We start from the raw sequence: 24,510 nt of genomic DNA, 5'->3' as shown, positions 1-24,510 counted from the left end.
GGACCCCCAGCCGGGCCTGGGGGCCGCCTCAGTGCGCGTCTTCGTCGCCGGGCGTGGCCGCGGTGACCAGTTCCGTGAGCACCCCGTGACAGTCCTTCGGGTGCAGGAAGGTGATCCGTGAGTCCATGGAGCCGCGGCGGGGCTCGTCGTAGAGGACCCGGATGCCCTTGTCGCGGATGGCCTCGGAGTCGCCGTCGACATCGGCGGTGCCGAACGCGATGTGGTGGACGCCCTCGCCGTTCTTGGCCAGCCATTTGGCGACCGCGGAGTCCTCCCGGATGGGCTCCAGCAGCTGGAGGTAGGACGCGCCGCCGTCGTCCGTGCCGTTGATCCGCAGCATGGCCTCGCGGACGCCCTGCTCCTGGTTGACCTCGGTGTGGAACACCTGGAAGCCATAGGTGCGAGAGTAGAAATCGACGGTGGCTTCGAGGTCGCGGCAGGCGATTCCGATGTGGTCGATACGCGTCAGCATGGGGAACAGTGCAGCGCTCTCCGCGCGGTTACGCAACGTGCGCACGGTCACACTCACCGACCGGTGACCCGAAGTGGTACCGCTCAGTATCTTGAGTGGTAACCCTCGTTAACTTCCCCGCGGAAGGGATCCGCCGATGACTGCCTCCTCCAGCAGCACCACATCCGTGATCGTCGCAGGAGCACGTACGCCCATGGGGCGGCTGCTCGGTTCGCTGAAGTCCTTCTCCGGTGCCGACTTGGGCGGCTTCGCCATCAAGGCCGCGCTGGAGCGGGCCGGGATCGGCGGGGACCAGGTCGAGTACGTGATCATGGGCCAGGTGCTCCAGGCCGGAGCCGGGCAGATCCCGGCGCGCCAGGCCGCGGTCAAGGCGGGCATCCCGATGAACGTCCCGGCACTGACGGTGAACAAGGTGTGCCTCTCCGGGCTCGACGCCATCGCGCTCGCCGACCAGCTGGTGCGCGCGGGCGAGTTCGACGTCGTCGTCGCCGGCGGCCAGGAGTCCATGACCAACGCGCCGCACGTGCTGCCCAAGTCGCGCGAGGGTTACAAGTACGGCGCCCTGGAGGTGCTGGACTCCATGGCCCACGACGGGCTCACCGACTCCTTCGAGGGAATCGCGATGGGCGCCTCCACCGAGAAGCACAACGCCCGGCTGGGGATCCCGCGCGACGTGCAGGACGAGATCGCGGCCCGCTCCCACCAGCGCGCGGCCGCGGCGCAGCGCGACGGGCTGTTCGCCGCGGAGATCACCCCTGTGGAGATCCCGCAGCGCAAGGGCGACCCCGTGCTCTTCTCCGAGGACGAGGGCATCCGGGGCGACTCCACCGCCGAGTCGCTGGGCAAGCTGAAGCCCGCCTTCGCCAAGGACGGCACGATCACGGCGGGTTCCGCCTCGCAGATCTCCGACGGCGCCGCCGCTGTCGTGGTGATGAGCAAGGCGAAGGCCGAGGAGCTCGGTGTCGAGTGGATCGCCGAGATCGGCGCGCACGGGAATGTCGCCGGGCCCGACAACTCGCTCCAGTCGCAGCCCTCCAACGCCATTCAGCACGCGCTGAAGAAGGAGGGGCGCTCGGTGGAGGACCTCGATCTGATCGAGATCAACGAGGCGTTCGCCGCCGTGGCGCACCAGTCGATGAAGGATCTCGAAGTCGGCCCCGAAAAGGTGAATGTGAACGGCGGCGCCATTGCCCTGGGCCACCCGATCGGGATGTCCGGGGCGCGCATCGTCCTCCACCTCGCGCTGGAGCTGAAGCGGCGCGGGGGCGGTCTCGGCGCCGCGGCGCTGTGCGGGGGCGGCGGCCAGGGCGACGCCCTCCTCCTCCGCGTCCCGTAAGGACACGACCGGCGCGCCCCGTCAGGACCGGGGCGCGCCAGCGGGGGCCGGGCCCGCGCAGCAGGGGACGGAGACAGGGGCGGAGACCCCACGAGCAAGGGAGCGGTCTCGGATGGCGGATGTCGCAGCTTTGGTGGAGAGCGCCCGGCAGGGCGCGCCCCGCGCGGTGGCGCGGCTGATCTCCCTGGTCGAGGGGGCCTCCCCCCAGCTTCGCGAGGCCATGGCTGCCATAGCCCCGCACTGCGGCAACGCCTACGTGGTCGGGCTCACCGGCTCCCCCGGCGTCGGGAAGTCCACCACCACCTCGGCGCTGGTCAGCGCCTACCGGGCGCAGGGCAAGCGGGTCGGTGTGCTGGCCGTCGACCCCTCCTCGCCGTTCTCGGGCGGGGCGCTGCTCGGTGACCGGGTGCGCATGGGTGAACACGCCTCCGATCCGGGGGTCTACATCCGTTCGATGGCCACCCGGGGCCATCTCGGTGGTCTGGCCTGGGCCGCTCCGCAGGCGATCCGGGTGCTGGACGCGGCCGGCTGCGAGGTGATCCTCGTCGAGACGGTCGGTGTCGGGCAGTCGGAGGTCGAGATCGCCGCGCAGGCCGACACCAGCGTCGTACTGCTCGCGCCCGGGATGGGTGACGGCATCCAGGCCGCCAAGGCCGGAATTCTGGAGATCGGTGACGTCTACGTCGTCAACAAGGCCGACCGGGACGGCGCCGACGCCACCGTTCGCGAGCTGAACCACATGCTCGGCCTCGGCGAGGCCCGGCAGCCGGGCGACTGGCGGCCGCCCGTGGTCAAGACGGTGGCTGCGCGTGCCGAGGGCGTGGAGGAGATGATCGCCGCGCTGGACAAGCACCGCGGCTGGATGGACGAACGCGGCGTGCTCGCCGAGCGCCGCGCGGCGCGGGCCGCGAAGGAGATCGAGACCATCGCCGTCACCGCGCTGCGCCGCCGAATGGGGGAGCTGCGCGGCGGCAAACGCCTCGACGCGCTCGCCGCACGCGTGGCCGGCGGAACGCTGGACCCCTACACGGCCGCCGACGAACTGGTCGAGGGGGTCACCGAGGGAGGGTGACGCCCTCGACCGGGGCGGGGGTCGCCAGTGACCTGGGCGCTGGTCGTCAGTCGTCGTCCCCGGCATCCTGCTCGTCGTCGGCCTGCTCGGTCTTGTGGTGCAGCACCTTGCCGGAGGCGCCGTCGAGGGCGAACTCGTGCTCCGTGCCGCGCTTGTCGACGGTCTCGGCCTCCCACTGGCCCTTGTCCTTGCCGTCGTCCTCCAGGCTGACGGAGGTGACGGTGCCCTTGGTCGCCTCGGCGGCCTTCTTGCCGGCCGCCGCCGCGTCCAGCTCGGCGTGCTGCACGGGGGAGCGGTCGTCGTCGTGGTGCCTGTCGATCCGGTTCTGGACGACGTTGCCCTTGATGGCGTCGATCCTCACGTCGTGCCACTTGTTGTCCTTGCCGAGGACGTCGGCCTCCCACACCAGCCGGTCGCCTTCGGTGTCCAGCTCCAGTTCGGTGATGCTGCCGGGCACCTCCTTGAGCACGGAGTCGGCCGCCCGGCCGAAGGAGACGCGGGCGTCGCCGGTGTCCTCGGCCCTGTCGGCGCGGCCGCCGTCCCGGTCGTCGCGCCCGTCGTCGTCCTTGTGGTCGTCCCGGTCGTCGTTCCGGTCGTCGTCGTGGTCCGTCGTGCGGACGGTCGACTGGGTCGCGGAGGCCGCCTTGCCGTCCGTCTCGCCGCCGTGGCCCGCAACCCCGAAGGCGGTCGCCGTACCACCTCCGACCAGCGCGGCGGCGGCGACGGTGGCGATGATGACCTTGCGCTTCATGACGTTCGACTCCTCGGGTCGTTCGCTGCTCTCGCTTTCGATGACTCCACGGTGGCCGACCGTTGCTGAACGTAAGCTGAAGCTACCTGAAGCCCTCTTCAGCCGCGATTTGGCAGGGTGTCCATGTGCGCCTGTTGATCGTGGAGGACGAGCGGAGACTGGCCCGGTCGCTCGCCAGGGGACTGATGGCCGAGGGCTTCGCCGTGGACGTCGTGCACGACGGTGCCGAGGGCCTGCACATGGCGGTCGAGAACGAATACGACCTGATCGTTCTCGACATCATGCTTCCGGGGATGAACGGCTACCGGGTCTGCGGTGCGCTGCGTGCGGCCGGGGACGAGACGCCGGTGCTGATGCTGACGGCCAAGGACGGCGAGTACGACGAGGCCGAGGGGCTGGACACCGGCGCCGACGACTACCTCACCAAGCCGTTCTCCTACGTCGTCCTCCTCGCCCGGGTCCGGGCGCTGCTGCGCCGCCGTACGCGGGGTGCCAAGGCGGCCCTGCGGGTGGGCGAGCTGACGGTCGACCCCGGCGCGCAGCGCGTCACGGTGGGTGAGCGCGAGGTGCAGCTGACCACCAAGGAGTTCTCCGTACTGGAGTACCTGGCGGTACGCGCCGGGGAGGTCGTCGCCAAGACGGAGATCCTCGAACACGTGTGGGACTTCGCCTATGAGGGTGACGTCAACATCGTCGAGGTGTACGTGAGCGCCCTGCGGCGCAAGCTCGGACCCGGCTGGATCGGCACGGTGCGCGGCGCCGGGTACCGGCTCGGGGACGGCAGCGGGGGAGCACGCCGTGCGTAGGGCCTCCGTACGGGTCCGCGCCGCTGTCGGAGCGACCCTCGTGGTGGCGGTGGCCCTCGTCGCCGCCGGCTTCCTGGTGGTGGCCACGCTCCGCGGCGGCCTCGCCGACACGGCACGGCTCAGCGCGCAGAACGCGGCGCGCGGTGTCGCGGCCCAGCTCGCCGACGTGCCCGACGCCGAGGTCGGACAGGTGGACGGGCTCGACGGCGACGAGCCCGCACAGGTGGTGGACGCCGACGGAAAGGTCCTCGGCGCGAGCGACCCGCTGGAGGGGCGCGCTCCGATGGCACGCTTCGCACGCGTCGAGCGACCCGACGACGAGGACGAGCAGGACGCGGCAGCCCCGGAGCCCTCCGGCCCCGACGACAAAGCCGACCCCGACGATGCCCCCGACCCGGACGACGCCGCTGATGCGGCTGATGCCGACGACGACGGCGGCACCGGCACCGACAGCAGGACCGACACCGAGCCCAGGACCAGGACCCTCACCTTTCCGGTGGACGACGACGGCGAAGTCACCTACGACAAGGAGGACATCGCCGGCCACCAGAAGTTCAGCGTCGCCGCGGTCCAGGGGCGTACCCGGGACGGCACGCCCGTCACCGTCTACTCCGGCGCCTCCCTCGGCGCCCAGCAGGAGGCCGTCTCCACGGTGACCCGCTCCATGCTGTTCGGGCTCCCGGTGCTGCTGCTGGTCGTCGCGGGCGTCACCTGGCTGGTGACGCGGCGTGCCCTGCGGCCCGTCGAGGGCATCCGGCAGGAGATGAGCGCGATCACCGCCAGCACCGACCTTTCCCGCCGGGTCCCGGAGCCGGACGCGCGGGACGAGGTCGCCCGGCTGGCCCGTACGACGAACGAGACGCTGGCCGCGCTGGAGGCGTCCGTGGAGCGGCAGCGCAGGTTCGTCGCCGACGCCTCCCACGAACTGCGCAGCCCCATCGCGTCGCTGCGCACCCAACTGGAGGTCGCCGCGGCCCACCCCGAACTCCTCGACCTGGACGAGGCGGTCGAGGACACCGTTCGGCTCCAGACGCTCGCCGCCGACCTGTTGCTGCTGGCCCGGCTGGACGCGGGGGAACGGCCGGCCGAGGGGCGGGTGGCGATGGACGCGCTGGTGCGGGAGCACCTGGCGCAGCGCGCGGCTGACCCGCATCCGGTACGGGTCGAGGTGCTGGAGGGCGGCGAAGTGCGGGGGTCGTCGGGGCAGTTGTCGCGGGTGCTGGCGAATCTGCTGGACAACGCGCAGCGGCATGCGCGCTCCGAGGTCTCGGTGAGCGTACGGCGGGAGGGCGACGGCCTCACCGTCGCCGTCGCGGACGACGGCGAGGGGGTGCCAGAGGCCGAACGGGAGCGCATCTTCGCGCGCTTCGTCCGGCTGGACGCGGCGCGCTCCCGCGATGAGGGCGGAGCCGGTCTTGGCCTGGCCATCGCCCGCGACGTCGCCGAGCGCCACGGCGGCACCCTCCGGGCGGAAGGCTCCTCCGAGGGAGGGGCCACCTTCATGCTGCGCCTGCCCCTGGCGGGCGACTAGGACGGGGGCCACGCCCCGAAGGGGCGCATACGCGGCGCACTCCTAGACGCGGCCCCTCTCACTCCGCAGCTTTTCCGCGATGGGGCGCAGAATGCGCTCCAGGTGGGCCAGGTCCGACGGTGCGATGCTGTCGATGAAATGGCGCCGCACAGAGTCGACATGGTGCGGCGCCACCGTACGCATCGTGTCCCAGCCGTGCTCCGTCAGCACGGCGAACAGCCCCCGTTTGTCGGACTCGCAGGACTCGCGCCGTACCAGTCCGGCCTTCTCCATCCTGGTGATCTGATGGGACAGCCGGCTCTTGGACTGCAAGGTGGCCGAGGCCAGGTCGGTCATCCGCATGCGGTGCTCGGGCGACTCCGAGAGATTGACGAGTATCTCGTAGTCGTTGAGGGTCAGCCCGAAGGGTTGCAGGTCGCGCTCCAGTTGGTAGCTGAGCAGCCTGCCGACGTCGAGATGAGTGCGCCAGGCGCGCTGCTCGTCCTCGGTGAGCCAACGGGTGCGGTCGTCGGTGTCCATACCGTGAGACTCTACCCACGTTCGCACACGCGTGCTTACACCGAGTGGCGCCAAGATGCCGCAGCGTTGCGATCGAGACGGCGACCCGGGCGCGGGGAAGGGCACGTATCGGCGCGGCCCCCGCATCGCCGCGGCCCCGCCCGCCTCAGAGGCCCAACCTGCGTTGAAGGCCGCCGAGCTGGCCCGGCAGCTGCGGAGTGCGCTGCCCGCCGTGGTCCCCCTGGCCGCCGGCGCCGCCACCGGGCACCCCCGGCTGCTGCGGTACGGCACCCGCGTCGCGCTCCTCCATCAGCACCTCGGACGACTGGATCAGTACGGTCCCGGCGCCGACGAACTCGAACTGGTGTTCCTCGCCCGACACCCCGCCCAGCCCGGTCATGGCCCGCAGTCCGCCCAGGACGCCCTTGAGGTACTGGTGGTCGTAGTGGTGGCACGGCGAGGGACAGTCCGCCCAGCCGACCAGCGCCTGCGGATCGACCCGCACCGGCGGCTCCACGAAGTGGACCTCCCCGTTGGACGCCGCCACGAAGCGGCCCGTGCCGATCAGCGTGAGGAAGCCGGGGACGATCGACTGCTTCAGCGAGAGCGACGGCTCGAAGGCGAGCAGATTGCCGGAGCGGACGGTGAGATTGCCGTCCTCGAGGTCGTAGGAGTTGACGTCGAAGGCGCGGTCGGCCAGCAGCAGCTTGCCCCGTCCCTGCGCGACGACCCAGTCCGAGGCGTGCAGCGGCGAGTGGAAGCTGCTCGCGACCAGCCGGTCCAGCGGGCCGTGGCCGATGCCGTGGAAGTCGATCTGCCCGTAGTAGGCGATCATCTTCCCCTTCTGCAGGAACCACTGGCCGTCCAGGTCCACGGAGAAGGCGTACGGGTTGACGTTGTCGTTCGCGGGCAGCGTCGTCGCGTCGTACACCTGATAGCCCTGCGGTGGCTGGGACATCACAGCTTCTCCTCACTGGCCTGTACGAACACTGCCCCGCTGCCGGACAGTTCGAGCTGGAACGCCTCACCTGAGCCGCGCCCCACCATGTCGCGCCAGCCCAGCGCCGAGGACAGTTTGTTGCGTACGTCGCCGAAGTGCGCCACATACGCCTGCGGGTCGACATGGACGGGACGGCCGGGGCTGATGGGCAGCTGGATGATGCCGCCGTGCGCCATCACCGCCGCCGAGCCCCTGCCCGCCAGCGTCGTGGTGAACAGGCCCTGCCCGGAGACCTGGCCGCGCACCATGCCCATCACCCCGCCGTCCCTGCCGAGGAAGAGGGTGCCCTGCTGGAGGCTGCCGTCGAAGGCGAGCAGCCGGTCGGCCTCCACACACAGGGTGTCCCCGTCCAGCTCGATCACCTGGATGTGGTGACCACCGTGGCCGAACATCACGGTGCCGTCGCCCTCGACGGTCATCAGCGGCGCCGCCTCGCCCGCGACCCGGCGGCCGATCATCGACATCAGCCCGCCCTGGCCGCCCTGCATATTGGGGGTGAAGGTCACCTCGCCGGTGTAGCCGACCATCGCGCCACGCTGGCTGAACATCCGCTGCCCCGGCAACACCCGGGCCTCGACGAGCTTGCCGGACAGCTCACGGAACGGCATCAGACCTCCCCTCCCAGCGTGTTGCGCTCGCTCGGCTGTACGTACACCACGCCCTCGCCCTCGAAGCGGATCTGGAACGCCTCGCCGGAGCCCTCGCCCATCAGCGTGCGGAAGTTCACCCCGGACTGGAAGCTCTGCCGCAGGTTCCCCTGGTGCGCCACGTAGGCGCCCGGGTCGACCTGGAGCGGGGTCTGCGGGGTGACCCGCAGCAGCACGGCGGGCCCGTCCGACATCAGCGCGGCCTGCCCGGTCCCCTCCACTGTCGTGGTGAACAGCCCGTTGCCCTGGGAGGCGCCGCGCAGCCCGGTGAAGCTGGTGCCGGTGCGCAGGCCGCCGTCGGTGCACAGCAGATTGCTCGCCTCGACGTGCAGCTTCTCGCCGCTGAGCCGTACCAGGGTGATATCGGCCGCCCGGTCGGCGAAGTAGCAGGTGCCCTGCCCCTTCACCTCCATCACCGTCAGCTGTTCGCCGGTGATCCGGCGGGTGACCATGCCGCGGACGCCCTCGCCCCCGCCGCTCATCTTCTTGAACGCCATCTCGCCGTCGTAGGCGACCATCGAGCCGTTCTTCGCCTTGACCGCGTCGCCGCCTCCGCCGAGCGTGACGGCCAGCACCTTGGTGCCCTCGAGTCGGAACTGAGCCACGCGACGAACCTACCGTTTCTGGAAACTGAGCGGGAGTGAGTCCTGTTGCCAGGTCTCATGCTCAGCCGAACACCCCGAACGGTGGTGGGTGTTCTGGTCGCCCGCTTTCGCTCCGCGTCCGGGCGGCACGCATCTGGTGCGTGGTCCGGGGATGCGGGGGCGGGGTCCCTCACGCCCCGGGGCGCCCGGTGCGGCCTGGACGGTCCGATGCCCGTACCCATCGCTCTGGTGGGTACGGGGCGGTGCCGTCCGACGCCGGATCGAGTGTCCCAGGGCGCGCCGTCCGATCGCCACGGCGGCAGCGTCGTGGCGCGTGGTCTTCCTGTGCTTGGTGGTGAGGGGTTTCTGCCAGTGCTGGGCGCCCCAGCGGCTGGTGTAGGCCGGGTCCACGGCCACGAGGGGGATGCCGAGTTCGGCGGCCATGGATGCCAGCCTTGCCCGCAGGCGGGCGACGGGCAGGCCGGAGATGAGTTTGCGGAAGCGTTTTCGGTGGCCGTGCTTCTCCCGAGTGGTCTCGGCGGTGAAGCCCAGGTCCTCGACCGCGATCGCGAGGTGGTGCCGTTTGGCCCAGTGCAGGAGGCGGATCAGGGCGTGGCGGACCTGGGCGTCGCGATGCTGCGTAGGGCCGGTGAGGGCGTAGTCGAAGCGGCGTGGGCAGCCGACCGGGTTGCCGTGCGCGTCCAGGCGCCAGGCGGCGAGGTGGTCGGCGTTGGTATCCACGCCGATCAGACCGTTGGCCCGTGCGGTGGCCAGGGGCTCGGTCTTCACCGGGGGGACGGTCCAAGAGGCGGTGAGGTACCAGCGGCCCCGGTCGGTGTCCTCGTGGATGCGGTAGGCCACCGCCCGGTTCGCCTGCACGCGATCGCGCCAGGTCTCGCCCCGGTGCGCGAACGCGACGCGGGCGGCCAGCAGATAGCGGCCGTGCGCGGTGTTGGCAAGGTGGGCGAGCGGGGCCGGGAGCTTGATGCTGATCTCCCCGTTCGGGCTGACGCGGATGGTCTCGTTCCCGTAACGCTTGCCGGACTCGCCGTCGGCCTGCAGGAAACGGCGGGAGGCCTCCCACCGGCGGCGCCACTCCTGCTGGGGGAGTCCGGCCTGTGCAAGGTGGTGGCGGGTGGTCAGCAGCCGCTTCCCGCCGCGCACCACCCGCACCCGCCCGGCCTCCCGGTCGGCCCGGGCGGCGGCCAGCCGGTCTTCCAGCACCCGCAGGCGGCGCGACTTGGCGAACCACTCCTGCTTGCTGCGGTAGCCGCCCGCCGCCCGCTTCGTCCCCTTGGCCCCGACAGGGAGCTGCAACCGGCGTCGGATCGTGTCGGTCCCGGCCTCCAGGCTCTGCACGTGGGCGGCCTGAGCGCGCCGGGCCAGCCCCCACTGATCATGCGTCGACTTCGTGATCGCCCCTGCCCAGCGGGAGGACGACCGGCTGGTCAGCGCCCGCTTGCGCTGCGCCCACTGCTCGCTGTCGTGATCCAGCCCGGCCGCGCACCGCGCCTTCAGGTCGCGGGCGGCCAGCGAGCCGAGATGGCCGCCGACCAGCCACAGCACGTTCTCATCCTGAGCGGTGAGGCCTTTGCGCCGGTCCCGGACCGCAACCCCCGCGGGGCCGGGCACCACGAACGGCGCCGCCACCTCCCGCAGCCCACCCAACCCCGTCACCCCCCGGCCGGCTCGAAGATCTCCCATCGCCGCGTTCAACGACCACCGCCAGCAGAAGGTCACAGATTCGATCTGAGAACTCCCGTTCCCCTCCGGGATGCGCGCGAGCACCACAGCCAGGACGCTCACTCATGCACGCCAGAGCAGCTCAAACACCGTCAATAGGCAGCAGTTACCTACCCTGCGGGCGGGGTTAGATTGCAGGGCTGCCACAATGGCCGAAGCTTGTGCATCCCTTCACAAAACGATCCCTGAGGACCTGCCGTGGCCATACTGGAAACTCCTAGCGGCCTGCCGCCCAAGGCGGTCTCAGCGCTGCGCCGTCTGCGTCTCACCTCGGTGCCCGAGGGAGCCTCCTTCCTCCTGCTGCTCGTCTGCTCCGTGCTCAAGCGGACCACCGACTTCAACGCCGTGCCGGTCATGGGCGCCATCCACGGCATCCTCTTCATCCTGTATGTGATCTTCTGGGCCGACGCCTGGAACCGGATCAAGTGGCCCTTCGGCCGGGCGGCGCTCTACTTCCTGCTGTCCGTGCTGCCCACCGGCGGCTTCTTCGCGGACAAGATGCTCCGCAAGGAAGAGGAGGCAGGCGTCATCGCCGCGCGTGCCCGCAAGGAGCAGGCGGGAACGGTGAGCAGCGGCGGAAGCGCGGTGAGCTCATGATCGTCGCCTTCTCGGTCACCCCGCTCGGGGTGGGCGAGGACGTGGGCGAGTACGTGGCCGACGCCGTGCGCGTGGTCCGTGAGTCGGGGCTGCCGCACCGCACCGACGCCATGTTCACCTCGCTGGAGGGCGAGTGGGAGGAGTGCATGGAGGTGGTACGGCGGGCCGTCGCGGCGGTCGAGGCGCGCGCCCCGCGCGTCTCCCTCGTTCTCAAGGCCGATATCCGGCCCGGTGTGGTCGACGGACTCACCTCGAAGGTCGAGACGGTCGACCGGTACCTCGCCGGTGGCCCGGAGAGCGAGACGGCTTCTGCCGACACATGACCGGCCGGTAGGGTCTTAGGGTGCCCAAGCCGCTCAGTCTGTCGTTCGACCCGATCGCCCGTGCCGATGAGCACTGGAAGCAGCGATGGGGCTCGGTGCCGTCCATGGCCGCGATCACCTCGATCATGCGCGCCCACCAGATCCTGCTGTCCGAGGTCGACGCGGTGGTCAAGCCGTACGGGCTGACGTTCGCGCGGTACGAGGCGCTGGTGCTGCTCACCTTCTCGCAGAAGGGCGAGCTGCCGATGTCGAAGATCGGCGAGCGGCTGATGGTGCACCCCACCTCCGTGACCAACACCGTCGACCGGCTGCAGACCGCCGGGTTCGTGGAGAAGCGGCCCAACCCGAACGACGGCCGGGGCACGCTGGCGGCCATCACCGAGAAGGGCCGCGAGGTGTGCGACGCGGCCACCAAGGACCTGATGGCCATGGACTTCGGGCTCGGCGCCTACGACACCGTCCAGCTCGACGAGATCTTCGACCTGCTGCGGCCGCTGCGGGTGGCGGCCGGCGACTTCGCCGAGGGCCCCGGGCGCGGCCCCGGGACGCCCGAGCGCTGACCCGGGCCCCGGGCCCCTGCGGAGCCAGGGCGGTGGAAGACCGCCCCTGTCGGACGGTTACGCTCGATTCCATGAAACGAAGCGTGCTGACCCGCTACCGCGTCATGGCGTACGTCACAGCGGTGCTCCTCGTCCTGCTGACGCTCGGCGTGATCGGCAAGTATCTGCTCAGCATGGACGGCGCCGACGGCTTCACCAGTGTGGTCGGCATCGCGCACGGCTGGCTCTACATCCTGTATCTGATCTTCGCCTTCGACCTCGGCCAGAAGGCGAAGTGGCCGCTGGGCAAGCAGCTGTGGGTCCTGCTGGCGGGCACCGTGCCGACCGCCGCGTTCTTCGTGGAACGCAAGGTCACCCGCGAGGTCGCTCCGCTGGTCGAGACCGCTGCCGCACCCGTCGAAGCCTGAGCTCAGCACTCCGCGGGTAACCATTTGCCCCCGAACGCGGCGGGCGCGAGAACGTGTGCGGGCCCACATTGGTGGCGGCGGTCATCGCTTTTACTTGGACGTCCTAGTAAATTCGACAGCATGGATGCTGACGCCATCGCACAAGGCCGCCGCCGCTGGCAGGAGCGCTACGACGCCGCACGCAAGCGGGACGCGGACTTCACCACGCTCAGCGGCGATCCCGTCGAGCCGGTTTACGGACCCCGGGACGGCGACACCGTCACCGGTTTCGAGCGCATCGGGTGGCCGGGGGAGTTCCCCTTCACCCGCGGGCTGTACCCGACCGGATACCGGGGCAGGACCTGGACCATCCGCCAGTTCGCCGGGTTCGGCAACGCCGAGCAGACGAACGAGCGGTACAAGATGATCCTGGAGGCGGGCGGCGGCGGACTGTCCGTCGCCTTCGACATGCCGACGCTGATGGGCCGCGACTCCGACGATCCGCGCTCGCTGGGTGAGGTCGGCCACTGCGGGGTCGCCATCGACTCGGCCGCCGATATGGAAGTGCTCTTCCGGGACATCCCGCTCGGCGATGTCACCACCTCCATGACGATCTCTGGTCCGGCCGTACCGATCTTCTGCATGTATCTGGTCGCCGCCGAGCGGCAGGGCGTGGACCCCGCGGTCCTCAACGGCACCCTGCAGACGGACATCTTCAAGGAGTACATCGCGCAGAAGGAGTGGCTCTTCCAGCCCGAGCCCCATCTGCGGCTCATCGGCGATCTGATGGAGCACTGCGCGCACGGCATCCCCGCGTACAAGCCGCTGTCGGTCTCCGGCTACCACATCCGCGAGGCCGGGGCGACCGCGGCGCAGGAGCTCGCCTACACGCTGGCCGACGGCTTCGGCTACGTCGAGCTGGGACTCAGCCGCGGGCTGGACGTCAACACCTTCGCGCCCGGCTTGTCCTTCTTCTTCGACGCCCATCTCGACTTCTTCGAGGAGATCGCCAAGTTCCGCGCCGCGCGCCGGATCTGGGCCCGTTGGATGCGGGACGTGTACGGCGCCACCAGTGAGAAGGCGCAGTGGCTGCGCTTCCACACCCAGACCGCCGGTGTCTCGCTCACAGCCCAGCAGCCCTACAACAACGTGGTGCGCACCGCCATAGAGGCCCTCTCGGCGGTGCTGGGCGGCACCAACTCGCTGCACACCAACGCACTGGACGAGACCCTCGCCCTCCCCAGCGAGCAGGCCGCCGAGATCGCGCTGCGCACCCAGCAGGTGCTGATGGAGGAGACCGGCGTCACCAATGTCGCCGACCCGCTGGGCGGCTCCTGGTACATCGAGGCGCTGACCGACCGGATCGAGGCCGACGCGGAGAAGATCTTCGAGCAGATCAAGGAGCGCGGACGGCGCGCCGTGCCCGAGGGGCGGCACCCGATCGGTCCGATCACCTCCGGCATCCTGCGCGGCATCGAGGACGGCTGGTTCACCGGTGAGATCGCCGAGTCCGCCTTCCGGTACCAGCAGGCGCTGGAGAAGAACGACAAGAAGGTCGTCGGCGTCAACTGCCACACCGGGTCGGTCACCGGTGACCTGGAGATCCTGCGGGTGAGCCACGAGGTGGAGCGCGAGCAGGTGCGGGCCCTCACCGGCAGGAAGACCGCACGGGACGACGCCGCGGTGCGGCGGACCCTCGCCGCGCTGGTCGGGGCCGCGCGGGGCGAGGGCAACATGATCGAGCCCATGCTGGAGGCGGTACGGGCTGAGGCCACGCTGGGCGAGATCTGCGGGGCCCTCCGCGACGAGTGGGGCACCTACACCGAACCGCCGGTGTTCTGACCGAGCTGGTCCGGCAGCGGAGCGTGCCTCAGCGGTTCATCCGGCTTCCTCCGGGAAGCTGAGGCGGAAGAGGGCGCCCCCGTCCAGGGGGCGCTCGGCCGTCAGCCGGGCGCCGTGGGATTTGGCGATCTGCCGGGCCATGGCCAGCCCGAGGCCCGAGCCGGGCAGTGAGCGGGCGGCCTCGGAGCGGTAGAAGCGGTCGAAGACGTAGGGCAGGTCTTCCGGCGCGAGGCCCGGCCCGTGGTCCCGTACGGTGATCTCGCGCGCGCCGTCCGAGGTGCGCAGCGCCACCTCGACCCCCGCGCCTGCCGGGCTGAACTTGGCCGCGTTGTCCAGCAGGTTGGACAGCAGCCGGGACAGTCGCGCGGGCACGCCCGGCACGGCGGCCTGCTCGGTGCCGGGCGCCACGTCGAGACGGAAGGCGGTCTCGGGCCAGTGGTCGCGGGCCGCCGCCACGGTGTGCCGGACCAGCGGCGCCAGTTCCACCGGCTCGACCAGCGGCTGCGGCTCCTCGTCGCGGGCCAGCTCGATGAGGTCGTTGACCAGGGCTGTCACCGCGCGGAGCTGGCGGGACAGCGCGGCTGCCGCGCGGTCCCGCTGCGCGTGCGTCAGCCGTTCGGAGCGGGCGAGCAGTTCGGTGTTGGTGCGCAGCGCCGTCAACGGGGTGCGCAGCTCGTGCGAGGCGTCGGCCACCAGCCTGCGCTGCGCGGCGACGGACTCCTCCAGCGCCTCCAGCATGGTGTTGAAGCTGCCGGCGAGCCGCGTCAGCTCGTCCTCCCGGCGTCGGCCGGGAGCCGGGGCCCGGCCGCCGGAGCCGGCCGGTGGCAGCTCGATGCGGTGTCCGGGGTCGCGGGTGCGGGAGATGTGTTCGGCCGCCTCGGTCAGTCGGGCCACCGGCGCCAGGCCGGTGCGCGAGACCCAGTAGCCGAGGCCCGCGGCCACCAGCACTCCGGCGCCGCTGACGGCGCCCAGGAGCAGCGCGGCCTGGCGCACGCCCTGCTCCACGGTGTCGGACCGCAGCGCGACCTGGAGGGCGCGGCCGTCCTCCAGCGGGGTGGTGAGCATCAGGGCGGGGTGGCCGTCCACGGTCACCTGGCTGTAGTACGCGCCGCGCTGACCGGCCGCGACCTGCCGGGTGGCGTCGGTCACCGGCAGCGGATAGCGCGGGCCGTCCGCCGGGTCGTCGGCGGCGCGGGCCGGTACGGCCTGGGCGCATGCGGGTGCGGCCAGGTAGCGGCAGTCGCCCGCGAGCACCTGGGGGCCGCTGCTGTCCCGGGTCTCCTGGGTCGACCGGTTGGCGGACTGGGTGAGGCCCAGCTCGACCTGGTGGAGGAGCTCGTAGCGGATGACGAAGAACGCGGCCGCGCACACCCCCACGGCGACGAGCGCGACGGCGCCGGTCGCGGCCAGTGCCAGCCGGGTGCGCAGCGGCCGGTGCCGCCGCCAGCGGCCGGGCGCGGGGGCACCGGTCACGCTTCCTCCAGTCGGTAACCGACCCCGTGCACGGTGTGCAGCAGACGGGGCTCGCCGCCCGCCTCCAGCTTGCGCCGCAGATAGCCGATGTAGACGGCGAGCGAGTTGGAGTCCGGCCCGAAGTCGCGGCCCCACACCTCTTCCAGCAGCACCTGGCGCGGCACGGTGCGGCCGGCGTGCCGCATCAGGAGTTCCAGCAGCGCGCACTCGGTCTGGGTGAACTCCATGGTCCTGCCGCCGCGGCTGCCCGTCCTGGTGGCCGGGTCCAGCTCCAGCGCGCCGTGGACCAGTCCGTCGGCTTCGTCGCGCGCGGGCGCTGTCCGGCGCAGCAGCGCGCGGACCCGCGCGGTCAGCTCGTCCAGCGCGAAGGGCTTGACGAGGTAGTCGTCGGCGCCCGCGTCCAGCCCGCCCACCCGGTCGCTGATCGCGTCCAGCGCCGTCAGTACGAGAACGGGTGTGCGGTCGCCCAGGGCGCGCAGTCGGCGGCAGACGGCGAGACCGTCGAGGGCGGGCATCATCACGTCCAGCACGATGGCGTCCGGGTCCCGGTCGGCGACGGCGGTCAGCGCGGCGAGGCCGTCGGCGGCCGTGCCGACCTCGTGGCCCTCGACGGTGAGCGCGTCGGCGACGGCAGCCCGTACCTCCGGGTCGTCGTCGACGACCAGCACTCTCGCGGGCGGGTGGGGTCTGTGCCGGGTTGCCATGGGCCCAGGTTCGCAGAGCCGGCTCTCACAACCTTCTTATCCCTCGCCGGGTGGCTGCCCGGCTCCCGCTTCCGGCGAGGAGGGCGGCGGGCCCGGCGCCTCGGGCGGTCGGGGCCCGGGTCCGGGCGAGACGGCACCGAGGCCGTCCAGCAGCAGCGTGGCGAACTGGCGGGCCCATGCCTCGTCGACGGGACGGTCGCTCACCAGCGACCTGTGCACCACAGCGCCGGCGATCACATCGAAGATGAGGTCGACCACCTGTGCCGTCTCGGCGGGGTCGGCGGGATCGGGCGGCAGCTCGCCGCGCCGCTGGGCCCGCGACCTGCCGTCCAGGACCAGTCGCTTCTGGCGGTCCACGATCGCCTGGCGGATGCGTGAGCGCAGTGCCTCGTCGGTGGTGGACTCCGCCAGGACGGCCATCAGCGCCGTCTTGGTCTCCGGGCGGCGCAGCAGGGCGGCGAAGGAGAGCACGACGCCTTCCACGTCGGCGCGCAGACAGCCGCGGTCGGGCAGTTCCAGTTCGTCGAAGAGGACGGCGACCGCGTCGAGGACCAGTTCGCTCTTGGCGGCCCAGCGCCGGTAGAGGGTCGTCTTTGCGACCCCGGCGCGGTGGGCGACCTCGCCCATGGTCAGCCTGCCCCAGCCGACCTCGACCAGCGCGGCGCGGGTCGCGGCCAGGATCGCCCGGTCGGCCGCGGCACTTCGCGGGCGTCCGCGGCGTTGGGAGGAGTGCGGGTGGTCGGGGGCGGCCATGCGCCGACCTTACCGATCGGTACGGACCGTGCCGAGTGAGGTGGATCACCGCGTGCCCGAGCGGGTGGCCCTTGCGGGGGCGCGGCCCCGACAAGTTACGCTACGACCCGTAGCGGAATGACCCCCGCGACAATCACACGCCGGGTGGGGACCTGGCGACCACTGCACACGCGGCCGCGGGAAGGGGGGAGACTGGACCCATGCAGCCACGCAACATGTCCATGAGCGGAGTGGTCGACCTCGCCGCGGTGAAGGCGGCCGGTGAGGCCAAGCAGAAGGCGGAACAGGACCGCGCCCGGGCGGCGCAGGGGGACGGCGCCCCGGGACCGTCCGGTCTGGTGATCGACGTCGGTGAGGCGGAGTTCGAGGCGGAGGTGCTCCAGCGCTCCGCCGAGGTGCCGGTCGTCATCGACTTCTGGGCGGAGTGGTGCGAGCCGTGCAAGCAGCTCTCACCGCTGCTGGAGCGGCTCACCCAGGAGTACGCGGGCCGGCTGCTGCTGGCCAAGATCGACGTCGACAAGAACCAGATGCTGATGCAGCAGTTCGGCGTCCAGGGCATCCCGGCGGTCTTCGCGGTGGTGGCCGGGCAGGCGCTGCCGCTGTTCCAGGGTGCCGCGCCCGAGCAGCAGATCCGCGCCACGTTCGATCAGCTCGTCCAGGTCGCCGAGCAGCGCTTCGGCATCACGGGCCTCCAGGGCGTTCCGCAGGAGGAGGCCGCCGAGCAGCAGGCCGAACCGCAGGCGCCGGAGGACCCGGTGCTGGCGGCGGCGCAGCAGGCGCTGGACTCCGGCGATCTGCCCGGCGCGATCCAGGCGTACCGCAACAAGCTGGCGGACGAGCCCGCCAACGTGGAGGCGAAGGTCGGTCTGGCGATGGCCGAACTCCTCTCCCGGGTGCAGGACTTGGACGCCCGTCAGGTGCGCAAGGACGCCGCCGACCGGCCGGACGACGTGGCCGCCCAGTTGAAGGTCGCGGATCTGGACATGGCAGGGGGCCATGTGGAGGACGCCTTCGGGCGGCTGGTGGACACGGTGCGGCGTACGGCCGGTGAGGACCGGGACGCGGCGCGGGTACGGCTCCTGGAGCTGTTCGAGGTGATCGGGCCGGAGGATCCGCGCGTCGTCACCGCGCGTGCGGCACTCGCTCGCGCGCTGTTCTGACCTGCCCGTACCGACGGTCACGCGCCCGTCGCCACTCATTGATTTAGCGACAACGGCGGCCGCACTTTGCCAAAACTTGGCAATCGCGGCCGCCGTTACTCATGGTTACGAAGGCTCGCAGAAACGTCCCGCCTTGCCCGGTTGATACGCGTTGGCGCCCCCGGGTGCCGGCAACCCTGCGTCGCCAACACATACCCCCCGGCGGCCCTGGGGTTATCCAGCCGTTACTCGTAAGTAACGAACCCCCTTGTGCGGCGGGCTCAGATGGACCACGATCGGCCACGCTCGGTTCATCGCCCCACAGCCCGGCATCCATTCGGCGCCCGGGGTGATGGTCCCCACCGAGTGGACCGGCACCGCACGATCCGCACCACCACACACCTTTTCCACCCGCCGGTCCCCGGGACAGGGGGGTCCCTGCTCCACGGCAGGGCCTGTCCCTACAAAGCAAGGTTGCGCGAGAGCGTGGCCCGTGGTTGTCGCTCGGGGGTGATCGTCGGCGGCTCGGACGTGACGTACGTGAGGACGGCACGGACAGTCTCGGCGCTCTCCGTTCCGAGGACGTAGCTCGTCTCCCTCCCCAGCCCGGTGGCCGGGAGGTACCCCCACGGCAGGAGCGGCCCGCTGAGCACAGGCGGCACGGCTCTCCGAGCCGGAGATGTACGTCCGAGAAGGAGGAAAGTCATGGAGTCCCTGGCTCGTGGCGGGACCAGATGGAAGCGGTTCGCCGTCGTCATGGTGCCGAGCGTGGCCGCTACGGCAGCGATCGGTGTCGCCCTCTCGCAGGGTGCGCTGGCAGCGTCGTTCAGCGTCTCAGGTCAGCAGTTCAAGGTCACAGCGGACACCCTGGACGGCGACGGTTTCGTCCAATACGGCGCGCTCGACAGCACGGAGAAGGGCAAGAAGCCCGTCACCGTCGTCGGCATGAACTCGGCGAAGATACGCAACCTTTGCCAGTCCGTCGTCGTCCCGGTGCCGATCTTCGGCGATGTGTCGATGAAGCTCAACGCAGGCGGCAAGGGCAGCCCCCGCGTCGAAGCGAAGAAGCTCTACATCGACGCCGACGACCTGAGCACCAACGGTACGTTCAAGAACATCGACATCGGCGTCAGCGTGGACAAGACCACCAAGGGTCCTGGTCCGCACAAGGGCGACGCCTATGCCAAGGGCTCTTTCTCCCAGCAGGCGGAGAGCGTCCACTTCACCGACGTCAAGCAGCGCGCGTGGGCCACAACGGCCGGCACCTTCAAGCTCAGTGGCCTCCACATGAGCGTCAAGAAGGGCGCGCACGAGTGCTACTGACGTGAGCCCCGGGCGCGGAGGGCGAGGGCGTCCGCTCCGTCCCGCCCTCCGCACCCGTAGGGTCCGCCGCACCTAAGCAAGTTCTGTGCCAGTTCCGAGGAGCCCGTACCCATGAGCGCCGACACGCGACAGAGTCTGACGACCGGATTCGGCCACAAGAGGCAGTCCTTCCGGCACTGGCGCGGCCAGCGCCCGTTCTGGGGCGGAATGCTGACGCTGCTGGCCGGCATCCCGATCATGTACGTCCCCTACCAGAACCTCACCCTGGGGTCCTTGACGATCCGGATGTCGACGACGGCGGGCGCGGGCTCGCTGATCATCGGTGTCCTGCTGGTCGTCCTCGGGCTGACCATGTGGTTCCAGCCCCACTCGCGGGTGTTCGCGGGCGTAGCCGCGATCCTGCTCTCGCTGGTCTCCCTCGTCGTGTCCAACTTCGGCGCCTTCCTGATCGGCTTCCTGCTCGGACTGATCGGCGGAGCGCTGGGCGTCTCCTGGGCTCCGGGCAAGCCGGTCGAGGCCGGGCCCGCCGCACAGCCCGAGTCCCCCGACCGCGGTGAACAGGCGGAGTTCGCCGCCGCTGACGCCGGTACGAACGCCGCGACGGGCCCGGTGAGTGACAACACAGCAGTCTCTGGAGCGTCCCCCGCCGACGGGGCCGACGCGCACGACGGGAACGGGAGGCACCGTGCCGGGTGACCAGGTCCACGAGGGGGAGGGCGCGCGCGAACACGGCGCGTCCGGCGCCCGGGGGAGAACCGGACCCCGGCACGCGGCCCCCAGGAAGCCGCTGCTGACCCGGTTCCACCTGCCCGCGGGCAAGGCGATAGCCCTGGCCGCCATGCCCTCGGCGGTGCTGATGGGCGTGGGGCTCACCCCGCAGCTGGCCAACGCCAAGCCGCTCCCCAAGAACCCGTTCAAGGGCGACTCGTGCGTCTCCATCTCGGAGCAGCAGGAGACCGAGAAGGAGAAGCAGGAGCGCAAGGAGCGGGCCGAGAAGCTCAAGGAAGACCTCGCCCGCGAGCAGGCCAAGCGTGAGAAGGCCGCCGAGGAGGCTGCTCGCAAGGCCGCCGAGAACGCCAAGGAAGGCGCCGACAGCGCCAAGGACAAGGCCACGGGCGGTACGTCGGACGAGAAGTCCGGCGACGCCTCACCCTCGCCCTCACAGCCCTCCGGCGGCTCCTCCGACGCCCAGCCGTCCCCCTCGCCCACGCCGTCCACCAGTTCGGGCGACAGCTCGACCGGCTCGCAGGACGACGAGGAGAACCCCTGGTACGACCCGCTGGGTGTGGGCAAGACCCTGGACGGTGTGCTCAGCCCCGACAAGGACCAGCCCTCCTCCAGCCCCACGCCGAGCCCCTCGTCGGGTTCGGGCTCCGACTCGGGTGACGGCAGCAGCTCCACCGCGCCCAAGGACGGCTCCGGCGGCAGCAAGAGCGGCAGCTCGGGCGGGTCCGGGTCCGCCGACTCCGGCTCGGACACCAAGTCGGACTCGGCGAAGAAGGACAGCGCGTCCGAGAAGGACGGGCAGGACAGCAAGTCCGAGGACGACAAGAGCGGCAAGGACGGCGAGTCCGGCAAGGACAGCGAGGGCGACAAGGACGCGGCCGACAGCGGGGTCGACAAGAACGACGGCACCGCACGCGACTTCGACCCCGACAAGGACGCGGGCAAGCCGTTCCCCTGCCCCGAGAAGATGAGCGTCAAGGGCAAGGACGAGCAGACCCCGGCCCAGATACCCGACGACCCCTGGTATCTGGAGGCATCCTCCCTCGCCCTGATGGGCCTGGACTACGAGGGCGTCGTCAACATTCGCAAGCCCAACGGCGAGACCAAGCAGGCCCTCAAGTTCACCGCCGACGCGGTCGACATCGGCGATCTGCACCAGCTGGTCAAGGCCGACGGCGTCACGTACCACGTGCAGGCGTCCAAGGGCTCCACCTCCACCATCCGCGGCGGCAAGGTGACGATGTACACCGAGGAGCTGAAGGGCAATCTGTTCGGGCTGATCCCGGTCACCTTCACCCCCGAGACGCCGCCGCCGCTCAATGTGCCCTACGCCTACTTCACCGATGTGTCGGTGCGGCAGGCGGGCCAGTTCGGCGGCACCCTCACCGTCCCCGGACTCCACAACTCCATCAGCAAGTGAGCCGGTGAGGCTCCCCGAGTAACCCCCTCACGAAAAGACCCGCACCCTCCCGGGCGCGGGCCTTTTCGTGTGCTCGGGCGGCGCCCGGCGTCAGGCGGTGCCCAGGTGTCAGGCGGTGCCCAGGTGGTGGACGCGGACCATGTTGGTGGTGCCGGGGACACCGGGCGGGGAGCCGGCCGTGATCAGCATGGTGTCGCCCGTCTCGAAGCGCTGCAAGCGCAGCAGCTCGGCGTCGACCAACTCGACCATCTCGTCCGTGTGGTCGACGTGCTTGACGACGAACGTCTCCACGCCCCAGCTGAGCGTCAGTTGGTTGGCCGTGGACGCCTCCGTGGTGAAGGCGAGGATGGGCTGGCTCACCCGGTAGCGGGACAGCCGCCGGGCCGTGTCACCGGACTTGGTGAAGGCGACCAGGGCCTTGCCGTCGAGGAAGTCGGCCATCTCGCAGGCCGCGCGGGCGACCGAACCGCCCTGGGTGCGCGGCTTCTTGCCGGGCACCAGGGGCTGGAGGCCGCGGCTGAGCAGTTCCTGCTCGGCGGCCTCCACGATCTTCGACATCGTCTTGACGGTCTCGATCGGGTACTGGCCGACCGAGGACTCCGCCGAGAGCATCACCGCGTCGGCGCCGTCCAGCACCGCGTTGGCCACGTCGCTGGCCTCCGCGCGGGTGGGCCGCGAGTTGGTGATCATCGACTCCATCATCTGGGTTGCCACGATCACCGGCTTGGCGTTGCGGCGGCACAGCTCGACGAGGCGCTTCTGCACCATCGGCACCTGCTCCAGCGGATACTCGACCGCCAGGTCACCGCGGGCCACCATCACGCCGTCGAAGGCCAGCACGACCTCCTCCATGTTGGAGACGGCCTGCGGCTTCTCGACCTTGGCGATGACCGGCACCCGGCGGCCGACCTCGTCCATCACCCGGTGCACGTCCCGCACGTCGGAGGCGTTGCGCACGAAGGAGAGCGCGATCATGTCGGCGCCCATCTTGAGCGCGAACTTCAGATCGCCGATGTCCTTCTCGCTCAGTGCCGGGACGTTCACCGCCGCGCCGGGCAGGTTGATGCCCTTGTGGTCGGAGATGACGCCGCCCTCGATGACGATGGTGCGCACCCGGGGTCCCTCGACCTCCACGACCTGGAGGGCGACGTTCCCGTCGTTGATCAGCACCGGGTCGCCCTTGGAGACGTCGCCCGGCAGTCCCTTGTAGGTGGTGCCGCAGATGGTCTTGTCACCCGCCACGTCCTCGGTGGTGATGGTGAACTCCTCACCGCGGACCAGCTCGACGGGGCCCTCGGCGAAGGTCTCCAGCCGGATCTTGGGGCCCTGCAGGTCGGCGAGCACGCCCACCGGGCGGCCCGTCTCCTCGGCGGCCTTGCGGACGCGGTGGTACCGCTCCTCGTGCTCGGCGTGGGAGCCGTGGCTCATGTTGAAACGGGCCACGTTCATGCCCGCCTCGATCAGCGTCTTGAGCTGATCGTAGGAGTCGACGGCGGGGCCCAGGGTGCAGACGATTTTGGAACGGCGCATGGTGGCGATCCTATCGTTTTGTTTAGGTACTGAACGATTCGGGGGCGGCTCCCCCAGGGGTCAGGGCCGCTCAGCTCGGGGCGACCAGCGCGTATGTCTGCTCTGCGATCTCCAGTTCCTCGTCGGTCGGTACGACGGCCACCTTCACCCTCGCGTACTCGGGCGAGATCAGCCGGGCCTCCTTCCCGCCGGCCGCGTTCAGCTCGCCGTCCACGGCCAGGCCCAGCTCCTCCAGGCCCGCGACGGCGGCCTCGCGCACGGGCGCCGCGTTCTCACCGACCCCCGCGGTGAAGACCACGGCGTCGACCCTGCCCAGCACGGCGTAGTAGGCGCCGATGTACTTCTTCAGCCGGTGGATGTAGATGGCGAAGGCCAGGGTGGCCGCCGCGTCGCCCGCGTCGATCCGGCGGCGGATCTCCCGCATGTCGTTGGCGCCGCACAGCCCCAGCAGGCCACTGCGCTTGTTCAGCAGCTCGTCCACCTCGTCCACGTCCATCCCGGCCACCCGGCCCAGGTGGAAGACCACCGCCGGGTCGATGTCACCCGAGCGGGTTCCCATCACCAGGCCCTCCAAGGGGGTCAGCCCCATGGAGGTGTCCTCGCACCGCCCGCCGCGCACCGCGGACGCCGAGGCGCCGTTGCCCAGGTGCAGCACGATCAGATTGACCTCGGCCGGGTCCTTGCCCAGCAGCTCGGCCGCCTTGCGCGAGACATAGGCGTGCGAGGTGCCGTGGAAGCCGTAGCGGCGCACCCGGTGCGCGTCCGCCGTCTCCACATCGATGGCGTAGCGGGCCGCGTGCTCGGGCATCGTGGAGTGGAACGCGGTGTCGAACACGGCGACCTGCGGCAGATCGGGGCGCAGCCGCTGTGCCGTACGGATGCCGGTGACGTTCGCCGGATTGTGCAGCGGCGCCACCGGGACGAGGCGCTCGATCTCCTTGAGCACGGCGTCGTCCACCACCGTCGGCTCGGTCAGCTTCAGTCCGCCGTGCACCACCCGGTGGCCGATCGCGGCCAGGTCGGGGGAGTCCAGGCCGAGCCCGTCGGCGGCCAGCTCGTCCGCGATGGCCTTCAGCGCCGCGTCGTGGTCGGCCAGCCGCCCCTCGCGCGTGCGCCGCTCGCCGCCGGTGGCCAGCGGCTCGTGGGAGACGGCGGAGGTCTCCTCGCCGATCCGCTCCGCGAGGCCGGCGGCCAGCCGAGTGCGGTCGGCCATGTCGATCAGCTGGTACTTCACCGACGACGAGCCGGAGTTGAGGACGAGAATCCGGGTGGGGCTGGTCGGGCTGGTCACGTC

Annotated in this window: 25 protein-coding genes; 13 read left to right on the top strand and 12 right to left on the bottom strand. The window is 70.9% G+C overall.

The annotated features are described in order from the left end of the window. Positions 1-28: 28 nt before the first annotated feature. A complete protein-coding gene (gene mce / locus HC362_RS09610) occupies positions 29-472 on the bottom strand; it encodes a methylmalonyl-CoA epimerase (protein ID WP_243083472.1) in 444 nt (147 codons plus the stop codon). 136 nt (positions 473-608) lie between these two features. Between mce and HC362_RS09605 the strand changes: the two genes are divergently transcribed. Beyond that, entirely contained in the window at positions 609-1,808 is a 1,200-nt protein-coding gene (locus HC362_RS09605; protein WP_243083470.1) for an acetyl-CoA C-acetyltransferase, read from the top strand. A gap of 112 nt (positions 1,809-1,920) precedes the next feature. Further along, a complete protein-coding gene (gene meaB, locus HC362_RS09600) occupies positions 1,921-2,880 on the top strand; it encodes a methylmalonyl Co-A mutase-associated GTPase MeaB (protein ID WP_209264607.1) in 960 nt (319 codons plus the stop codon). A 46-nt stretch (positions 2,881-2,926) separates the two neighbouring features. Here the strand turns inward: meaB and HC362_RS09595 are convergent, their stop codons facing one another. Beyond that, positions 2,927-3,631: a PepSY domain-containing protein gene (locus tag HC362_RS09595; RefSeq protein ID WP_243083468.1), complete on the bottom strand. Its 705-nt coding sequence runs from the start codon at positions 3,629-3,631 to the stop codon at positions 2,927-2,929. 125 nt (positions 3,632-3,756) lie between these two features. Between HC362_RS09595 and HC362_RS09590 the strand changes: the two genes are divergently transcribed. Beyond that, positions 3,757-4,437 carry a response regulator transcription factor gene (locus tag HC362_RS09590; RefSeq protein ID WP_243083466.1) on the top strand — a complete coding sequence of 227 codons (681 nt, stop codon included), beginning with the start codon at positions 3,757-3,759 and terminating at the stop codon, positions 4,435-4,437. Further along, the gene (locus HC362_RS09585) at positions 4,430-5,968 is read left to right on the top strand and encodes an ATP-binding protein (protein ID WP_243083464.1); all 1,539 of its coding nucleotides are present in this window, start codon (positions 4,430-4,432) and stop codon (positions 5,966-5,968) included. Before HC362_RS09590 ends, HC362_RS09585 begins: the two co-directional genes overlap by 8 nt. A 42-nt stretch (positions 5,969-6,010) precedes the next feature. Here HC362_RS09585 and HC362_RS09580 read toward each other — a convergent pair whose 3' ends face one another. From HC362_RS09580 to HC362_RS09560, 5 genes are all read right to left on the bottom strand, one after another. Then, a complete protein-coding gene (locus HC362_RS09580) occupies positions 6,011-6,487 on the bottom strand; it encodes a MarR family transcriptional regulator (protein WP_209264611.1) in 477 nt (158 codons plus the stop codon). Positions 6,488-6,632: 145 nt separating this feature from the next. Beyond that, a complete protein-coding gene (locus tag HC362_RS09575; RefSeq protein ID WP_243083462.1) occupies positions 6,633-7,424 on the bottom strand; it encodes an AIM24 family protein in 792 nt (263 codons plus the stop codon). After that, complete coding sequence (locus HC362_RS09570) at positions 7,424-8,074, bottom strand: AIM24 family protein (protein WP_243083461.1); 651 nt, start codon at positions 8,072-8,074, stop codon at positions 7,424-7,426. The genes HC362_RS09575 and HC362_RS09570 overlap by 1 nt, the downstream gene beginning before the upstream one ends. Next, positions 8,074-8,718, bottom strand: coding sequence for an AIM24 family protein (locus tag HC362_RS09565; protein WP_243083460.1), 645 nt, complete (start codon positions 8,716-8,718; stop codon positions 8,074-8,076). Before HC362_RS09565 ends, HC362_RS09570 begins: the two co-directional genes overlap by 1 nt. Before the next feature lie 9 nt (positions 8,719-8,727). Then, positions 8,728-10,365: a transposase gene (locus tag HC362_RS09560; RefSeq protein ID WP_243083459.1), complete on the bottom strand. Its 1,638-nt coding sequence runs from the start codon at positions 10,363-10,365 to the stop codon at positions 8,728-8,730. 273 nt (positions 10,366-10,638) lie between these two features. On the opposite strand from HC362_RS09560, the gene HC362_RS09555 reads away from it, so the two are divergent. From HC362_RS09555 to HC362_RS09535, 5 genes are all read left to right on the top strand, one after another. After that, entirely contained in the window at positions 10,639-11,037 is a 399-nt protein-coding gene (locus HC362_RS09555) for a DUF3817 domain-containing protein (protein ID WP_209264615.1), read from the top strand. Beyond that, positions 11,034-11,360 carry an MTH1187 family thiamine-binding protein gene (locus HC362_RS09550; protein WP_243083458.1) on the top strand — a complete coding sequence of 109 codons (327 nt, stop codon included), beginning with the start codon at positions 11,034-11,036 and terminating at the stop codon, positions 11,358-11,360. Before HC362_RS09555 ends, HC362_RS09550 begins: the two co-directional genes overlap by 4 nt. Positions 11,361-11,380: 20 nt before the next feature. Further along, complete coding sequence (locus tag HC362_RS09545) at positions 11,381-11,920, top strand: MarR family transcriptional regulator (protein ID WP_243083457.1); 540 nt, start codon at positions 11,381-11,383, stop codon at positions 11,918-11,920. A gap of 71 nt (positions 11,921-11,991) precedes the next feature. Further along, positions 11,992-12,327, top strand: coding sequence for a DUF3817 domain-containing protein (locus HC362_RS09540; RefSeq protein WP_243083456.1), 336 nt, complete (start codon positions 11,992-11,994; stop codon positions 12,325-12,327). 120 nt (positions 12,328-12,447) lie between these two features. Continuing rightward, on the top strand, positions 12,448-14,148 hold the full coding sequence (locus HC362_RS09535; protein WP_243083455.1) for a methylmalonyl-CoA mutase family protein: 1,701 nt from the start codon (positions 12,448-12,450) through the stop codon (positions 14,146-14,148). A 36-nt stretch (positions 14,149-14,184) separates the two neighbouring features. Here the strand turns inward: HC362_RS09535 and HC362_RS09530 are convergent, their stop codons facing one another. The 3 genes from HC362_RS09530 to HC362_RS09520 are packed head-to-tail and all read right to left on the bottom strand — an operon-like array spanning position 14,185 to position 17,078. Beyond that, positions 14,185-15,621: a HAMP domain-containing sensor histidine kinase gene (locus HC362_RS09530; RefSeq protein WP_243083454.1), complete on the bottom strand. Its 1,437-nt coding sequence runs from the start codon at positions 15,619-15,621 to the stop codon at positions 14,185-14,187. After that, positions 15,618-16,325, bottom strand: a complete 708-nt coding sequence (locus HC362_RS09525; RefSeq protein WP_243083453.1) for a response regulator transcription factor — start codon at positions 16,323-16,325, stop codon at positions 15,618-15,620. Before HC362_RS09525 ends, HC362_RS09530 begins: the two co-directional genes overlap by 4 nt. Before the next feature lie 36 nt (positions 16,326-16,361). Further along, entirely contained in the window at positions 16,362-17,078 is a 717-nt protein-coding gene (locus tag HC362_RS09520) for a TetR/AcrR family transcriptional regulator (RefSeq protein WP_243083452.1), read from the bottom strand. A 200-nt stretch (positions 17,079-17,278) separates the two neighbouring features. Between HC362_RS09520 and HC362_RS09515 the strand changes: the two genes are divergently transcribed. The 4 genes from HC362_RS09515 to HC362_RS09500 all read left to right on the top strand — a co-directional run bounded on the left by HC362_RS09515 (position 17,279) and on the right by HC362_RS09500 (position 21,686). Beyond that, positions 17,279-18,238 carry a tetratricopeptide repeat protein gene (locus HC362_RS09515; RefSeq protein WP_243083451.1) on the top strand — a complete coding sequence of 320 codons (960 nt, stop codon included), beginning with the start codon at positions 17,279-17,281 and terminating at the stop codon, positions 18,236-18,238. A 684-nt stretch (positions 18,239-18,922) separates the two neighbouring features. Continuing rightward, complete coding sequence (locus HC362_RS09510; RefSeq protein ID WP_243083450.1) at positions 18,923-19,540, top strand: DUF6230 family protein; 618 nt, start codon at positions 18,923-18,925, stop codon at positions 19,538-19,540. Positions 19,541-19,651: 111 nt separating this feature from the next. After that, complete coding sequence (locus tag HC362_RS09505; protein WP_243083449.1) at positions 19,652-20,236, top strand: DUF6114 domain-containing protein; 585 nt, start codon at positions 19,652-19,654, stop codon at positions 20,234-20,236. Beyond that, positions 20,226-21,686, top strand: coding sequence for an MSCRAMM family adhesin SdrC (locus HC362_RS09500; RefSeq protein ID WP_243083448.1), 1,461 nt, complete (start codon positions 20,226-20,228; stop codon positions 21,684-21,686). The genes HC362_RS09505 and HC362_RS09500 overlap by 11 nt, the downstream gene beginning before the upstream one ends. 108 nt (positions 21,687-21,794) lie before the next feature. On the opposite strand, the gene pyk is transcribed toward HC362_RS09500, so the two are convergent. Together pyk and HC362_RS09490 are read right to left on the bottom strand one after the other, a co-directional pair. Beyond that, positions 21,795-23,216, bottom strand: a complete 1,422-nt coding sequence (gene pyk, locus HC362_RS09495; protein ID WP_243083447.1) for a pyruvate kinase — start codon at positions 23,214-23,216, stop codon at positions 21,795-21,797. Positions 23,217-23,286: 70 nt separating this feature from the next. Further along, complete coding sequence (locus HC362_RS09490; protein ID WP_243083446.1) at positions 23,287-24,507, bottom strand: acetate kinase; 1,221 nt, start codon at positions 24,505-24,507, stop codon at positions 23,287-23,289. Between the last annotated feature and the right edge of the window lie 3 nt (positions 24,508-24,510).

It is taken from the genome of Streptomyces sp. 891-h (genome assembly GCF_022760275.1).
Taxonomy (GTDB): Bacteria; Actinomycetota; Actinomycetes; order Streptomycetales; family Streptomycetaceae; genus Streptomyces; species Streptomyces spirodelae.
The sequence above is the reverse complement of the archived record's forward strand: the minus strand, read 5'-3'. Positions and strand labels throughout refer to the sequence as shown.

What these genes read in the sequence shown, in the direction of transcription:
- mce (WP_243083472.1), bottom strand. Translation starts at nt 472, where the DNA reads ATGCTGACGCGTATCGACCACATCGGAATCGCCTGCCGCGACCTCGAA.
- HC362_RS09605 (WP_243083470.1), top strand. Translation starts at nt 609, where the DNA reads ATGACTGCCTCCTCCAGCAGCACCACATCCGTGATCGTCGCAGGAGCA.
- meaB (WP_209264607.1), top strand. Translation starts at nt 1,921, where the DNA reads ATGGCGGATGTCGCAGCTTTGGTGGAGAGCGCCCGGCAGGGCGCGCCC.
- HC362_RS09595 (WP_243083468.1), bottom strand. Translation starts at nt 3,631, where the DNA reads ATGAAGCGCAAGGTCATCATCGCCACCGTCGCCGCCGCCGCGCTGGTC.
- HC362_RS09580 (WP_209264611.1), bottom strand. Translation starts at nt 6,487, where the DNA reads ATGGACACCGACGACCGCACCCGTTGGCTCACCGAGGACGAGCAGCGC.
- HC362_RS09575 (WP_243083462.1), bottom strand. Translation starts at nt 7,424, where the DNA reads ATGTCCCAGCCACCGCAGGGCTATCAGGTGTACGACGCGACGACGCTG.
- HC362_RS09570 (WP_243083461.1), bottom strand. Translation starts at nt 8,074, where the DNA reads ATGCCGTTCCGTGAGCTGTCCGGCAAGCTCGTCGAGGCCCGGGTGTTG.
- HC362_RS09550 (WP_243083458.1), top strand. Translation starts at nt 11,034, where the DNA reads ATGATCGTCGCCTTCTCGGTCACCCCGCTCGGGGTGGGCGAGGACGTG.
- HC362_RS09540 (WP_243083456.1), top strand. Translation starts at nt 11,992, where the DNA reads ATGAAACGAAGCGTGCTGACCCGCTACCGCGTCATGGCGTACGTCACA.
- HC362_RS09535 (WP_243083455.1), top strand. Translation starts at nt 12,448, where the DNA reads ATGGATGCTGACGCCATCGCACAAGGCCGCCGCCGCTGGCAGGAGCGC.
- HC362_RS09525 (WP_243083453.1), bottom strand. Translation starts at nt 16,325, where the DNA reads ATGGCAACCCGGCACAGACCCCACCCGCCCGCGAGAGTGCTGGTCGTC.
- HC362_RS09520 (WP_243083452.1), bottom strand. Translation starts at nt 17,078, where the DNA reads ATGGCCGCCCCCGACCACCCGCACTCCTCCCAACGCCGCGGACGCCCG.
- HC362_RS09515 (WP_243083451.1), top strand. Translation starts at nt 17,279, where the DNA reads ATGCAGCCACGCAACATGTCCATGAGCGGAGTGGTCGACCTCGCCGCG.
- HC362_RS09510 (WP_243083450.1), top strand. Translation starts at nt 18,923, where the DNA reads ATGGAGTCCCTGGCTCGTGGCGGGACCAGATGGAAGCGGTTCGCCGTC.
- HC362_RS09505 (WP_243083449.1), top strand. Translation starts at nt 19,652, where the DNA reads ATGAGCGCCGACACGCGACAGAGTCTGACGACCGGATTCGGCCACAAG.
- pyk (WP_243083447.1), bottom strand. Translation starts at nt 23,216, where the DNA reads ATGCGCCGTTCCAAAATCGTCTGCACCCTGGGCCCCGCCGTCGACTCC.